General features: G+C 38.8%; 13 protein-coding genes. 3 read left to right on the forward strand and 10 right to left on the reverse strand.

What is annotated here, in order from left to right:
• Positions 1-4: 4 nt before the first annotated feature.
• The 7 genes from hscA to iscR form a co-directional block, all read right to left on the reverse strand.
• A complete protein-coding gene (gene hscA / locus ICJ55_RS08935; RefSeq protein WP_188156486.1) occupies positions 5-1,858 on the reverse strand; it encodes a Fe-S protein assembly chaperone HscA in 1,854 nt (617 codons plus the stop codon).
• A gap of 54 nt (positions 1,859-1,912) precedes the next feature.
• Positions 1,913-2,545, reverse strand: coding sequence for a DUF2625 family protein (locus tag ICJ55_RS08940; RefSeq protein WP_188156487.1), 633 nt, complete (start codon positions 2,543-2,545; stop codon positions 1,913-1,915).
• A gap of 33 nt (positions 2,546-2,578) precedes the next feature.
• On the reverse strand, positions 2,579-3,100 hold the full coding sequence (hscB, locus tag ICJ55_RS08945) for a Fe-S protein assembly co-chaperone HscB (protein WP_188156488.1): 522 nt from the start codon (positions 3,098-3,100) through the stop codon (positions 2,579-2,581).
• A 9-nt stretch (positions 3,101-3,109) separates the two neighbouring features.
• Positions 3,110-3,433 carry an iron-sulfur cluster assembly protein IscA gene (gene iscA / locus ICJ55_RS08950; RefSeq protein ID WP_025236218.1) on the reverse strand — a complete coding sequence of 108 codons (324 nt, stop codon included), beginning with the start codon at positions 3,431-3,433 and terminating at the stop codon, positions 3,110-3,112.
• A gap of 108 nt (positions 3,434-3,541) precedes the next feature.
• Complete coding sequence (gene iscU, locus ICJ55_RS08955) at positions 3,542-3,925, reverse strand: Fe-S cluster assembly scaffold IscU (protein WP_188156489.1); 384 nt, start codon at positions 3,923-3,925, stop codon at positions 3,542-3,544.
• A 139-nt stretch (positions 3,926-4,064) separates the two neighbouring features.
• Positions 4,065-5,285 carry an IscS subfamily cysteine desulfurase gene (locus tag ICJ55_RS08960; RefSeq protein ID WP_188156490.1) on the reverse strand — a complete coding sequence of 407 codons (1,221 nt, stop codon included), beginning with the start codon at positions 5,283-5,285 and terminating at the stop codon, positions 4,065-4,067.
• Between the two features lie 56 nt (positions 5,286-5,341).
• Complete coding sequence (gene iscR / locus ICJ55_RS08965; RefSeq protein ID WP_188156491.1) at positions 5,342-5,794, reverse strand: Fe-S cluster assembly transcriptional regulator IscR; 453 nt, start codon at positions 5,792-5,794, stop codon at positions 5,342-5,344.
• A gap of 352 nt (positions 5,795-6,146) precedes the next feature.
• Here iscR and ICJ55_RS08970 point away from each other — a divergent pair, with 352 nt between their 5' ends.
• Together ICJ55_RS08970 and ICJ55_RS08975 are read left to right on the forward strand one after the other, a co-directional pair.
• A complete protein-coding gene (locus ICJ55_RS08970; RefSeq protein WP_188156492.1) occupies positions 6,147-7,625 on the forward strand; it encodes an outer membrane protein transport protein in 1,479 nt (492 codons plus the stop codon).
• A 65-nt stretch (positions 7,626-7,690) separates the two neighbouring features.
• The gene (locus ICJ55_RS08975) at positions 7,691-8,245 is read left to right on the forward strand and encodes a methylated-DNA--[protein]-cysteine S-methyltransferase (protein ID WP_188156493.1); all 555 of its coding nucleotides are present in this window, start codon (positions 7,691-7,693) and stop codon (positions 8,243-8,245) included.
• A 13-nt stretch (positions 8,246-8,258) separates the two neighbouring features.
• Here ICJ55_RS08975 and ICJ55_RS08980 read toward each other — a convergent pair whose 3' ends face one another.
• The 3 genes from ICJ55_RS08980 to ICJ55_RS08990 form a co-directional block, all read right to left on the reverse strand.
• Positions 8,259-10,100, reverse strand: a complete 1,842-nt coding sequence (locus tag ICJ55_RS08980) for an ATP-binding protein (protein ID WP_188156494.1) — start codon at positions 10,098-10,100, stop codon at positions 8,259-8,261.
• A 55-nt stretch (positions 10,101-10,155) separates the two neighbouring features.
• Positions 10,156-11,715: a subtype B tannase gene (locus ICJ55_RS10680; RefSeq protein ID WP_208455128.1), complete on the reverse strand. Its 1,560-nt coding sequence runs from the start codon at positions 11,713-11,715 to the stop codon at positions 10,156-10,158.
• A gap of 119 nt (positions 11,716-11,834) precedes the next feature.
• Positions 11,835-12,698, reverse strand: coding sequence for an EamA/RhaT family transporter (locus tag ICJ55_RS08990; RefSeq protein ID WP_188156495.1), 864 nt, complete (start codon positions 12,696-12,698; stop codon positions 11,835-11,837).
• 174 nt (positions 12,699-12,872) lie between these two features.
• Here ICJ55_RS08990 and ICJ55_RS08995 point away from each other — a divergent pair, with 174 nt between their 5' ends.
• Positions 12,873-13,628 carry an alpha/beta hydrolase gene (locus tag ICJ55_RS08995; RefSeq protein WP_188156496.1) on the forward strand — a complete coding sequence of 252 codons (756 nt, stop codon included), beginning with the start codon at positions 12,873-12,875 and terminating at the stop codon, positions 13,626-13,628.

Raw genomic sequence — 13,628 nt, forward strand, 5'->3', positions numbered from 1 at the left:
CTCCTTATGCAAGATCGTCCATCTTTTTCCCTGCTAACGCTTTTTGAATGGATAAATTCATACGGCGTGCAGCAAACTCTTGTGTAGCTAAATCTAAATCTTTAATCCCTTGCTGAATGGCTAGACGATCAGTACCTGATTTTAGCTCAATTAAACGAGCTAATTCTGCTTCAATCGCTTTAAATTCTTCAATGCTTAATACTTCTGAGCCATCTTCTTTCAAAGCCACTACAACGCTATCAATCACACGGTCTGCTTCTACCCTTTGTTCAACAAGCTGGCGAGCTTCCATATCATCTTTCGCATTTGTCATAGAAGATTTGATCATCTGCGTAACTTCTTCATCAGTTAAGCCATAAGATGGCTTAATTTGAATAGATGCCTGAACCTTCGTAGATTTTTCCATTGCTGTTACATTCAATAAACCGTCTGCATCAACTTGATAAGTTACTCGAACTTGTGCCACACCTGCTGCCATTGCGGGAATACCACGTAGAGTAATTTTACCTAACGAACGGCAATCTTCCACTAATTCACGCTCGCCTTGTAAGACGTGGATTGTCATTGCAGTTTGACCGTCTTTTGCGGTGGTAAATTCTTGTGCTCGAGCAACAGGAATGGTGGTATTACGTGGAATAATTTTTTCCACCAAACCGCCCATTGTTTCAATACCGAGTGATAACGGCACAACATCCAGCAACAACATATCGGCATCAGGTTTGTTGCCGACTAAAATATCTGCTTGCACCGCAGCACCAATCGCTACCACTTTATCCGGGTCAATTGAAGTTAATGGCGTTTTACCAAAAAATTCGCCGACACTTTCACGTACAAACGGCACACGGGTTGAACCGCCCACCATTACCACTTCCAATACCTCTTCTGCTTCCACTCCTGCATCTTTTAATGCACGGCGACAAGTAAGTAATGAGCGTTTTACAAGCGGTTGAATTAACTCATTAAATTGCAAACGACTGACTTTTCCAGTCCAATTTGCAAATTTCACCTCAAACTCGACCGCTTGTGAAAGGGCAACTTTTGTTTGAGTTGCTAAGGTTAATAATTCACGCTGTTCGCTTGCAGTTTGCGGTTTATAACTAGCTTGTTCGGAGATCCAATCAGCTAATAAATGGTCGAAATCATCACCACCGAGAGCGGTATCACCTGCGGTTGCCAGTACTTCAAATACGCCTTTGCGTAAACGTAAAATAGATAAATCGAAAGTTCCACCGCCTAAATCATAAACGGCAATGACACCTTCTTGACCACTGTCTAAACCATAAGCAATCGCAGCCGCTGTCGGTTCATTTAGTAAGCGTAATACATTTAAGCCTGCAAGCCGTGCTGCATCTTTCGTGCTTTGGCGTTGAGCATCATCAAAATATGCAGGAACAGTAATAACTACTCCCGATAATTCTCCTCCCAAACGTTTTTCTGCGAATTGTGTTAAGTGGCTTAAAATATCTGCTGAAACTTCAATCGGGCTTTTATTCCCTTGTGCTGTTTGAATGAGCGGCAAGCCGTTTTCACTCGCATTAAATTGATAAGGTAAATTGGTATAACGTTGCTCAACATCAGCAAGCGAACGACCAATTAAACGCTTAGCTGAAATAACTGTATTTTGCGGATCAAGTGCTGCTTTAGCAAAAGCCTCAACGCCTACTGTTTTTTCCACCTCGCTGTAATGCACTACCGATGGCACTAATGCTCTTTCTTGTTCATCTAACAACACTTGCACCTGCCCGCTACGAACAGTTGCAACCAATGAATTTGTTGTGCCTAAATCAATCCCCACTGCTAATCTATGTTGATGTGGTGCAGCGGTTTGACCCGGTTCAGAAATTTGTAATAATGCCATTATACTTTTATCTCTCTAAATTCTATTACCCTTTCCCTTGTGGGAGAGTAAAAACTAAGCCACCGAATACCCCATATTTTCAGGTGCAAAGACACTTTGGTAGTGGCGTTCAATCGGCACGGCAATTTTACTGTTTAAATCTAAAATTTGATGACCTTGCAATTTATCAACATCAGCTTGCCAGTTTTCCCAGCGTAATGCTTTATAGAAATCGTTTACATCGCCCGCTAATGCCCAGCCTAAAAATTCAGAATAGCCGAAATTTAAATTTTCCCATTTATGCGTTTTCGGGTGATGGTAATACACTTTGCCGATATCAGCTCCAATTCCACCTGCATTAATAGCAAAATAACCACCAATCGCATCATCCGCAATCAGCAAATGGCTTGGTTGTTCACCTGATTGCTTAAAAGTTTTGCCGAAGTTCCAATCAAATAAACCTCTCGGTAATTTTTCGTTACCTGAGCCTAAAATACGTAGCCAACCGTGATCAATTAGTACCCCGCCTGTTTCATAAAGCATTGCTCCAAGCGGAGAGCGAGTGGAAAGCTGCATTCCGACTAATGCTGAACCGGCATCTTCAGGGTAACTTGCCAAAATCTGATAATGGTTTTTTGCTTGGGTAAACCAATCTCTCAAAATTAACCAAGCGGATTGCTTATCTAATAATTCTTCTAATGCTTTCATTGCAAAATTTCCTCAAAATTAACCCGCTTGTTACTATAGCTCAAAAAACTTTTCTTCTACTTTCTCAATTTGAATAATCAATTTTTTGAAATAGCGTAATTTATCGGTTAGGGCATTGGCTATTTGCCATTGCTGTGCATTTAATTCTGTTTCAAGCTGTTGAAGTACAGATTTTTGTTCTGTTTTAATTTGTTTTAAAAAAGCAGTTAATTCAGTTTCATCTCTGCTATGCTCAATCGTTTCGAGCTTTTCGTGCCATTCTAACTGCTGCATTAAGAAATCCACATCTCGCATACTCTTTTCTTCGAGATTTTTGGCTTCACCTGTGTGAATTTCAATAATGGCTTCCGCTCGTAAAATCGGATCTTTAAGAATATTTAACGCATCGTTCACGTCTGCCGATTTTTGAACGGCAGCAAGCTGTTCTGTACTTGAGTGGCTTGCAAAATTATCCGGATGAAGCTGTTTTTGTAAAGCAAGATAACGCTCCGAAAGCTGGGCGTTATCAAGTTGGAATTGAACAGGCAGATCAAAAAGTGTAAATGGGTTACTCATTTGTTCTCCTTACACACTAAAGCTTTCGCCACAACCACATTCATTTTTTACATTTGGGTTGGTATATTTAAAGCCTTCGTTTAAACCTTCTTTTACAAAGTCTAATTGCGTGCCGTTAAGGTAAGTGAGGCTTTTTTCGTCCACAATCACTTTTACGCCGTGTTGCTCAAATACGTTATCGTCTTCATTTAATACATCAACAAATTCCAGTACATAGGCTAAGCCCGAACAACCCGACGTTTTTACGCCAAGCCTTAAGCCTATGCCTTTGCCTCTGTTTTCTAAGAATGTACGAACTCGGTTTGCGGCGGCTTCTGTTAAGGTAATACTCATAGGTGTCCTTATGTGAATGGATTAAATCAAGATAGAAATAGCAAATGCAAGCGGTAAAATTTTGCAAATTTTTTGCAAAAATCGACCACTTGCATTTATTGTATCATATTACTTCGCTTGTTTTTCTTTATAGTCTGCGATTGCTGCTTTAATCGCATCTTCTGCAAGAATTGAACAGTGAACTTTTACCGGCGGTAATTCTAACTCTTCTGCGATGTCGCTGTTTTTAATTGCACCTGCTTCATCTAAAGATTTACCTTTTACCCACTCGGTAATTAACGAACTTGATGCGATTGCAGAACCGCAACCGTACGCTTTAAAACGTGCATCTTCAATGATACCTTGCTCGTTTACTTTAATTTGTAAACGTAAAATATCACCACACGCAGGTGCACCTACCATACCTGTACCTACATCTGATGCTTCTTTATCAAATGTACCCACATTACGTGGATTTTCGTAATGATCAATTACTTTCTCGCTATATGCCATTTTTGTATTCCTTCTTAATATAATTCATTGATCCGTTCAGGGAAATTTTGCCTGTGATTGCAAGGCGTTTCGTTGAAGACAGTGCAAATACACGGCGAAACAAAATAACACAGCAAGCACATAGCAAAATTTTTCTGAATTAATGGTGATTCCACTCGATTGTGCTTAAATCAATACCTTCTTTAAACATTTCCCAAAGTGGAGAAAGTTCACGCAATTTCACAATCGCTTTTTTCACGATTTCGATAGTGTGATCGATCTCTTCTTCTGTTGTCCAACGACCTAATGTGAAACGGATTGAGCTGTGAGCTAATTCATCATCACGACCGATAGCACGCAATACATAAGATGGCTCTAAACTTGCAGAAGTACAAGCTGAGCCTGATGATACTGCGATATCACGTAATGACATCATTAATGACTCACCTTCAACAAAGTTAAAGCTGATGTTTAAGTTTGAACCTACACGTTTGCCTTCTTCCATTGAGCCGTTTACATACACTTCTTCGATATCTTTGAAGCCGTTGTATAAACGATCACGCAATACGGTTAAACGAGCCATTTCGCTTGCCATTTCCTCTTTCGCAATACGGTATGCTTCGCCCATACCTACGATTTGGTGAACAGGTAATGTGCCTGAACGCATACCACGCTCGTGCCCACCACCATGAATGATCGCTTCTAAGCGAACACGTGGTTTACGGCAAACATATAAACCGCCGATACCTTTTGGGCCGTATAATTTGTGGCTTGAGAAAGACATTAAATCAACATTTAAGTCTTGTACATTCACTTCAATTTTACCAACAGACTGTGTTGCATCTACGTGGAAAATGATTTTTTTCGCACGGCAGATTGCACCGATCTCTTTAATTGGTTGAATTACGCCCATTTCGTTATTTACGTGCATTACTGACACTAAAATGGTATCCGGACGAATTGCAGCTTCAAATTTTGCTAAATCTAATAAACCATCTTCTTCAGGATCTAAATAAGTCACTTCAAAACCTTCACGCTCTAACTGACGGCAAGTATCTAATACTGCTTTGTGTTCAGTTTTAACTGTGATGATGTGTTTACCTTTTGTTTGATAGAAGTGTGCAGCACCTTTAATTGCAAGGTTATCAGACTCGGTTGCACCAGAGGTGAAAACGATTTCACGGCTGTCTGCACCGATTAAGTCAGCAATTTGGTTACGAGCGACATCAACCGCTTCTTCTGCTTCCCAACCAAATTTGTGAGAGCGAGAAGCCGGATTACCAAAGATACCGTCTTTGGTCATATATTCCATCATTTTTTTCGCAACACGTTCGTCCATTGGTGTGGTTGCTGCATAGTCCAAATAAATTGGTAATTTCATTGTTACTCCTAGTTAAAACAACTCACAAGCGGTTGTTTTTATTAAAAATTTTGCAATTAGTGATGATGAGGATGTTCGTGACAATGCTCTTTTTCACAATCGTGATCAGCGTGTTCTGCGGCTAAATCTGCCACTGAAATTGTCCCTAAAAACTGCTCAATTTGTTCTTCTAATCGCTCCCACAAAGAATGCGTTAAACATTGAGAATCTTTACGGCAGTTACCGCTACCCTTACATTTGGTAACATCAATATTTTCATTTACCGCAGAAATAATCATTCCTACACTAATCTCTTCCGGCTTTTTACCTAATTGATAACCACCACCCGGACCGCGAACGCTCTGCACAATACCATCACGGCGAAGCTGTGCAAAAAGCTGCTCTAAATAAGAAAGAGAAATCGCTTGACGATCTGAAATATCCGCTAAACTCACAGGCTCTGATTTACCGTGTAAGGCAATATCTATAATCGCTGTTACTGCATAACGCCCTTTTGAGGTAAGTTTCATAAAATATCCTCATAATTTATCCAGAAAATCTCTGGAGTAATATGTAAATTTTGATATACCCCACCAATTTAGTCAATCATTTAGTACTAATTAGTGTGAAAGGTTTTATATATTAAAAAATGAAAAATAATGAGCTTAATTATACGAAAAAATAGACAAAAATACCAAATAAACTGTCGAACAGACTACATAATTTCATCACTATTGTCTCTAAACTGATCGGAACAGTTGAAATTTCGTAAAATTTTATTGATAGCATATGCCTTGGTCTCTAAAATCAATACGTTATACTTTTAACAATCGTAATTCATTATTAAAATTAACTATTTTTCATATTATTAAGAGACTTATTATGAAAATTTTTTCAAAAACATTACTTGCATCATTAGTTACACTTTGTTCAGCAGGTGCTGCTCACGCAGCTGCTTTCCAATTAGCTGAAGTTTCAACATCCGGTTTAGGTAGAGCTTACGCAGGTGATGCTGCTGTAGCGGATAACGCTTCTGTCGTTGCAACCAATCCTGCCTTAATGACATTATTCAAAAAAACTGAAATTTCTGCCGGTGGTATTTTGGTTGATGCTGATGTAAATATTGAAGGAAAACTTAACGCTACAGGTACAGATGCCTCACATAAAAATGTTATTCCTACCGCTATTGTTCCAAATGCTTACATTGTTTCACCTATCAATGATCGTCTTTCTCTTGGTGGTGGCGTAAATGTAAATTATGGTTTGAAATCTGAATTTGACCCTAACTATTCTGCCGGTTTCTTAGGTGGTCGCACATCATTAAGTGCTGTGAATGTTAATTTTAGTGCCGCTTATGATTTAGGTTATGGTTTTGTATTAGGTGCAGGTTTGAATGCAGTACACGCAAAAGCAGAATTAGAACGTTTCTTAGGTGCCGGTGCGGCACGTTTTGCTCCAGCTAAACAATTTTTGGGAGACAAGAAAGTACAAGTACAAAGTGCAATTCAAGGCTTAAAAGCTCTTGAGGCAGGTATTGCAGCAGGTAATACCGCTCTTGAAGCTCAAAAAACACAAGTATTAGCTCAAGTAAACGGTTTATTAAAATCTCAAAATTTAAACCAAACCATCACGAATTCTGCTCAATTAGAACGTTTGGTTAATGGCATTCAAAATACCAATGCAAGTTCAACAATCCATAAACTTAAAGGCGATAAATGGGCATTGGGTTGGAATGTTGGCTTGGTTTATAATATCAATGAAAGAAACCGTTTAGGTTTTGCTTACCACTCTGAAGTTGATCTTAAATTTAAAGGTAAATATTCTAATACCGTTCCTGTAGTTATTCCTAAGATGGTAGATACCATTACCAGCGGTGCAGAGATTGATGGTACACTAAGATTACGCCTACCGGCATTCTGGGAAGTGTCAGGTTACCACAAACTAACCGATAAACTTGCGGCACAGTACAGCTACAAACGTACCGACTGGAGCAAATTCAACAGTCTAGATGCTTATGATATGCAAGGTAATCGCCTATTGCACAAAACAGAGAACTTCAACGATTCACAACGTTTAGCATTAGGTTTATCTTATGATGTAAATGAAATGCTAACATTGCGTACAGGTGTCGCATTTGATGAAAGTGCAAGTGTAACTCACCCATCAATCTCTATTCCAGACACAGATCGTGCTTGGTATTCTTTAGGTGCTACCGTGCGTTTCACACCTAATTTATCTGCAGATGTTGGTTATTCACACCTTCGTGGTAGTCACTTAACATTTAGCGAAGATGGTTTAGCTACATTTAAAAGCAAAGCTCGTGCAAACCTTTACGGCTTAAACCTAAACTATAAATTCTAATTTAATGAATTAATGTGAAAAGAGGTGTAAACTAAATTACACCTCTTTTTTATTATCGATACAAAATGAAATCACAAATTTACTACGATTATTATCAAAGCCCTGTGGGTAGATTGCTTTTACTCGCCCAAAGCGAAGGCTTAGTTTATATTGAATTTGAACAAGAGCAACGCACAACTTCTGTTGAACAATTTACAAAAGCGAACTCTACAAGCGGTGCAATTTTAGAAATTTTTTGCAAAACAAAAGAGATTTTAGACCGCTATTTCGCAGGGGAAAAAATCCCTTTTCAACAGTTAGATTTTCTTGCTCCACAAGGCACGGAATTTCAACAATCTGTGTGGGAAATTTTGCGTGAAATTCCTTACGGTGAAACCACAACCTACGGTGAAATTGCCCAAAAATTAGGTAAACCGAATGCAATGCGAGCTGTTGGCGGAGCAGTTGGACGAAACCCAATTTCGATTTTAGTGCCTTGCCACCGTGTATTAGGAAAAAATGAAGCATTAACAGGTTTTGGTGGTGGCTTGCCAAATAAACGTTTTCTACTGCAATTGGAAGGCATAGCCTATCAAGATAAAGGAATTGAATTTGTTAATCCGAAAATAAAGAAATGGTAGCGTAGGGACGCACTTAGTGCCCCCCTACATATTCCTTAGCTAATCGTAAATCTGTCTGCCATTTTGAATGAATAATTTTTACCCATTGTGCAATATTTTGCTCCCACTGCACGCCATTATCTGATTGAGCAAGTTGAGCAATTTGTTGTAGCTGGTGTAACCCAACCGATGCTAACGCTCCTTTGATTTTATGAGCTTCTTCCACTATTAATTTACGGTTTTCGGGAGAGTTTATTATTTGCCAATCGGTTAAATAATGTTGTAAATTTTCTAAATAAGTTGGCATTAAGTCTGCAAATAAATCCATATTGGCAAGGACATTCTCTTTCCCCATTACTTCAATTAATTCATTGAGTATTGTGAGGTTATAAGGTAAATCATCAGAATTATTAGCTACAAGCGGTTGTTTTTGTTCATTTTTTTGTAAAAAGTCATTGTCAAAATAGTGATTTAGACAATTCACTAAGGCTTCTAAAGAAAGCGGCTTGCGAAGTACATCGTCCATACCCTGTGCTTGGTAATCCTTTTGGCTTTGAATGACATTCGCCGTTAAAGCGATAAGTAGCGGTAAATAGTCAATTTCCTCGTTTTCATAGCGGTTTCTTAGCGTTTGTGCAATATCAAAACCTGTCATATCAGGCAATTGAATATCTAACAAAATTAAGTCGTAGCTATTTTGATTAAAGCATCTAAATGCTTCTTCTCCCGTCATTGCGACATCAACCTCGCAACCGACTTTTTCTAACATCGCTTGAGCCACTACCACATTCATTTCAATATCTTCAACTAAAAGCACTTTTAATCCGTGCTTTTGAATGTCTAATTCAGGTTTGGTTTCTGTACTTTCTGCGTGAATGGTGAGAGTGAAGGTTGAGCCTTGATTTTCTTGGCTTCTCACCGTTAAATCGCCGCCCATCAGTTTCGCAATACGTTTTGAGACGGATAAACCAATGCCGCTCCCTTGTGCTTTTTTCTCTTTTGAGTTTTCGGCTTGGTAGAACATATCGAAAATTTTGCGTTGATCTTTTTCGGGAATACCAATACCCGAGTCCGCCACACTAAAACTAAATTGCTCTTTCTCTAATTGGCAAATTTCCAGCAAAATTTGACCGCTTGTTGGGGTAAACTTCACTGCATTGCTGATTAAATTCCATAAAATTTGGCTTAGACGTGCATAGTCTGTATAAATATATTTAGGTAAATTCGGTGGATATGTTAATTTAAAATCAATATTTTTATTGCCTGCCATAAAGTTGCCGAAATTGGCGATATCTTGAAGTAATTGCTCAAATTCAACCTCTTTTCTAAACAACTCAATGCGGCTACTGTCAATTTTTTCTAAGTCGATAATATCGCCAAAAATATGAGCCAATGCCGTTGCACTCATATTGATGGTTTTGAGATATTCTTGCTGCTTTTCGCTTTGTTGTTCATCAAGCAAAATTTGGCTTAAGCCGATAATTCCATTCAGCGGCGTGCGTAATTCGTGGCTAATAGTTGCCATTAAGATCGTTTTATCACGGTTGTTTTTCTCTAATTTAGCGTGGAGATAAGCATCTTGCTCTCGAAGCTCTTCCAGATCTTTTACTGCTTTTTCTAAGCGTAAACGAGAACGCTCCAACTTTTCGACTAAAAGTGTAAAAAAGTAGAGCACAAAAGGGGCAGAAATTAAGCCAAATGCGATGGAACGTAAGATATCCACCACAACTACTCTGCCTATAAATAGATAGGTTAATCCACTTTGAATTAAAATTGCGGAAACAGCGACCACAAAAAAACCGAGTAAAGAGGCTCTTAATCGCCCTAGTCTTAATACCCAATTTACATATTTTTGACTAAATTTTTTAACTTGCATAATCTTCAATCCATAAAAAAGCAGATCTTTCGATCTGCTTATTCTACTCTATTTTTTATGGTTTGCCTTTGACGATTTCATCAACCCATTGGAATAGCTCTTCTAAGTCATAATCGCCTGAATGTGGCACACCCCACGGGGTTTCATAGTTCACGTTTTTACCTGCCATTTGTAGTTTAATCGCTAGAATAGCTGAAATGGCGAGAGAGGTATCACGATCCGCCGTACCCACTCGAATTCGCCAATGCTCTGCCGCATTTGGATTATCCAAATAATACATTGGGTTCATTCGTTTCACTATTTGCGGATCGGCTAAGTTGATGCTCTGATTTGATGAACGTTCTGCACTATAAAGCGTGAAATGGCGATTGTTTTCTGTTACTGTACCAAATAAATTATTTTCTCCAGAAGTCGCATTCAACGCATCAAACGCAGGTGGTGATTTCATTCGTTTATCTGAAAACACATAGCCGAACCAATCTACATTGCTGATTTTACCCTTTTCAAAAGATAACCAGCTAATTTCTTGAAAGGATTTTTGTTCCTCACTATTTTCCGCTAATTGACCATAGGCTTTATTTGCAGAATGCTTAATAACATTGGCTAGATAATCTTTAAAAGAACCGTTACCTTTTGGATCAAGGGTTAATGAATTACCTGCTTCATCTATCAAATTTAAGCTGTTTAGATAGATTGGGAAACGTTCAGCCAATTCGTTGGAGAGCTTAATTTCAGCCTCATTTAACGCTCCTTCAATTTTAGGTTTTGGTTTTGAGCGGTCATTAAATTCTTGAGCATTCAATTTACTCATATCAATACGGCTAAATTCATTCACGCCATTAAATTGCCACTCATACGCTATGTCTGCATTTTCAAGATTAGTAATAGGTGCATAAGCCGAAACAGCAAAGATCTTATCACTTGCTTTTAATGCTCCAATTTCATTGAAATAAGGCTCATAATCAAAATGATCGGCTGAAGCCCCTAACAAGGCAGATAACGCCCCTCCCGCACTGGTACCGTTTGCGATAATTTTATTGGCATCACCCGGCATTTTTTCATCATTAGCGTGGAGATAACGCACTGCTGATTTTAAATCGATAATTGCAGCCGGAGCTTTACCGATAAATTTTCCGTCTTTTTGTAGCGTACGCCCACGAGCCCCAACACTTGCCACCACATAGCCTTTTGATAAAGCAACTAAAATTGAACTTGGTGAACCATCACGCCCTTTTTTATCATAGTCTGCAGCTTTAGCAGGCATATAACCACCTATCGAGTTTGACAAGAAAATCGGTGCGGTATCTGCTTTATAACCATTAATTTCACCTTCATTATAATAGGCTTCAGGCACATAAAGATTGATAGTTTGATATTCAGGATCAATCGGATTGTTCACATAGACAATTCGCTCCAAAGCACGGAATTGGATTTTCTCACCATTCACTTCTGCTTCAATAGAACGAGCGTTTTGGTTGCTAAAGGTTAAATCATAACCTGAGTTGGTTTTGTTAAAGAAAGGAGCAGGATCTGATGATTTTTCTGTGGTATTTGCAAATGTTTGAGATGCAAAAATGCTAGAGATAACAAATACAGATAAGGCTTTCAGTTTCATTCTTTTTCTCTTTTGAAATATATGTCTATAAGACTTACAAGCGGTTAAATTTGTTCAAAATTTTACACTATTTTGAGATAAAATTAAGGGCGAACCGATGTTCGCCCCAAAATAAAAAATTACCGCCAATAAAACAAGCAAATAATCGCCACAATTGCAATCGCCACGCCTAAATAATTGACACGGTGGATTTTTTCTTTAAAGAAGAATGCCCCCACGAAAGTACCGAGACAGATAACCCCTAAGTTCATTCCCGTGAAGACCAGCGTTGGGTCGTCTTTCATTGCTTGGTGGGCTTGAATGTAGAATAAAATATTACCGAAATTCAGCACACCTAATAATAAGCCGGTTAAAACGCTGGGAACGTGCCATTGGGTGCGTTTTAGCAGTAAGTAGATAAACATAAAACAGCCGGCACCGATAAAGGCAATAGCAAGTGTAACCGGGAACGCTGAGCCGGATTTTGCGATTTGTTTAAATAAAATATCGTTCACGCCATAGCCGATCCAAACCAAGGCAAGGCTGATAATCGCAATTTTGCCCCCTTTTTCCATGCCTTGATTGCCTTTCCACAGTAAGCAGCCTAACGCCACAAACGCAAGCAGAAGTGCGATTAATTTATTATTGGTTACTTGCTCGCCAAAAATGGTGAACGCTGCCAAAATCGGCAGAAATAGCGATAAACGCTGTGCCGCATCGGTGCGAATAATGCCGGCAAATTCTAGTGCTTTGGCTTGCACTAAGAAAATAGTCGGCAAGGTGATGCTTAAAATCACAAAAATATAGGCAGACGGATTTGTGGCCATAATTTCGGTAATAGATTGCCCTTGAAAATCAGGTTTAAGTAACAAGAATGTCATCGTAGTCGTTACGATATAGTTTACTGCGATGCTTTGATCGATCCGAATTCCTTTTTGGCGAGCATATTTAATCAATACGCCTACCGTAACGCTACATAAAATAGCTAAAATGAGTTGTAACACTTTTGTTTTCTCCTTTTAAAAATGAAGGCTGTATTCTATAAATATGTTCAATTTTTCGCTAGTAGCAAGCGGGTAAATTTTGCTGAAAATTTGCAAAAAAGTAGTAAGAACCAACCGCTTGCAAGAGAAAAATGCTAAAATAATTCCATACAAGCTATACAAGATTGAATAAATATGGAAAAGCTCTTTGATATTAACGAACAAGGTTTTAGCATTCGTTGCAAGCTCTTTTATGAAAAAGAGCTACATAACATCGAAAATGTAGTGCTCATTTTACACGGTTTTGGCTCATCAAAAGATTTAAAGTCGAACACTAAATTTGGCGAGCGTTTGAGTTCAAAATATAAAGGTTATGCGGCAATTGCCTTTGACTTCCCTTGCCACGGAGCTGATGCTCGGAAAAAATTATCGGTTGCCGAGTGCCAAACCTATTTGCAACTCGTGATCGATTACGCCAAAAACACACTAAATGCGAAAAATATCTATGCTTACGGCACAAGTTTCGGTGGGTATTTGACATTAAAATATATTGCAGAACAGGGCAATCCGTTTCGTAAAATCGCATTAAGAGCCCCGGCGGTACAAATTTATCATTCATTGATGAACCGAATGAGTGAGGAAGAGCAGCAAAAATTGACAAAAGGCAGGGAAATTTTGTGGGGATTTGATCGTCAAATGAAAATCAGCAAAGCCTTCTTTGACGAGCTGGCAGCAGCCGATATTTTTCAAAATGATTATTTGGAAGTAGCCGATCAGATTTTCATTTTGCACGGCACAGAAGATGAAATGGTCCCCTTAAGGGTTTCGCAACAATTTGCCGAAAATAACGTAATTGAGCTGGTTGCAGTTGAAGGGGCAGATCACGCTTTCTCCAACCCCAAATTAATGGATATGGCGATTGGAAAGATTGTGGAGTTTTTAGCTCCGTAA

It is taken from the genome of Mannheimia bovis (genome assembly GCF_014541205.1).
GTDB lineage: Bacteria > Pseudomonadota > Gammaproteobacteria > Enterobacterales > Pasteurellaceae > Mannheimia > Mannheimia bovis.

Bases quoted from the DNA above. Each gene is read 5' to 3' on its own strand.
- ICJ55_RS08960 (WP_188156490.1), bottom strand. From the start codon at position 5,285: ATGAAATTACCAATTTATTTGGACTATGCAGCAACCACACCAATGGAC.
- ICJ55_RS08995 (WP_188156496.1), top strand. From the start codon at position 12,873: ATGGAAAAGCTCTTTGATATTAACGAACAAGGTTTTAGCATTCGTTGC.
- iscU (WP_188156489.1), bottom strand. From the start codon at position 3,925: ATGGCATATAGCGAGAAAGTAATTGATCATTACGAAAATCCACGTAAT.
- ICJ55_RS08970 (WP_188156492.1), top strand. From the start codon at position 6,147: ATGAAAATTTTTTCAAAAACATTACTTGCATCATTAGTTACACTTTGT.
- ICJ55_RS10680 (WP_208455128.1), bottom strand. From the start codon at position 11,715: ATGAAACTGAAAGCCTTATCTGTATTTGTTATCTCTAGCATTTTTGCA.
- hscB (WP_188156488.1), bottom strand. From the start codon at position 3,100: ATGAGTAACCCATTTACACTTTTTGATCTGCCTGTTCAATTCCAACTT.
- hscA (WP_188156486.1), bottom strand. From the start codon at position 1,858: ATGGCATTATTACAAATTTCTGAACCGGGTCAAACCGCTGCACCACAT.
- ICJ55_RS08940 (WP_188156487.1), bottom strand. From the start codon at position 2,545: ATGAAAGCATTAGAAGAATTATTAGATAAGCAATCCGCTTGGTTAATT.
- ICJ55_RS08980 (WP_188156494.1), bottom strand. From the start codon at position 10,100: ATGCAAGTTAAAAAATTTAGTCAAAAATATGTAAATTGGGTATTAAGA.
- ICJ55_RS08975 (WP_188156493.1), top strand. From the start codon at position 7,691: ATGAAATCACAAATTTACTACGATTATTATCAAAGCCCTGTGGGTAGA.
- iscR (WP_188156491.1), bottom strand. From the start codon at position 5,794: ATGAAACTTACCTCAAAAGGGCGTTATGCAGTAACAGCGATTATAGAT.
- iscA (WP_025236218.1), bottom strand. From the start codon at position 3,433: ATGAGTATTACCTTAACAGAAGCCGCCGCAAACCGAGTTCGTACATTC.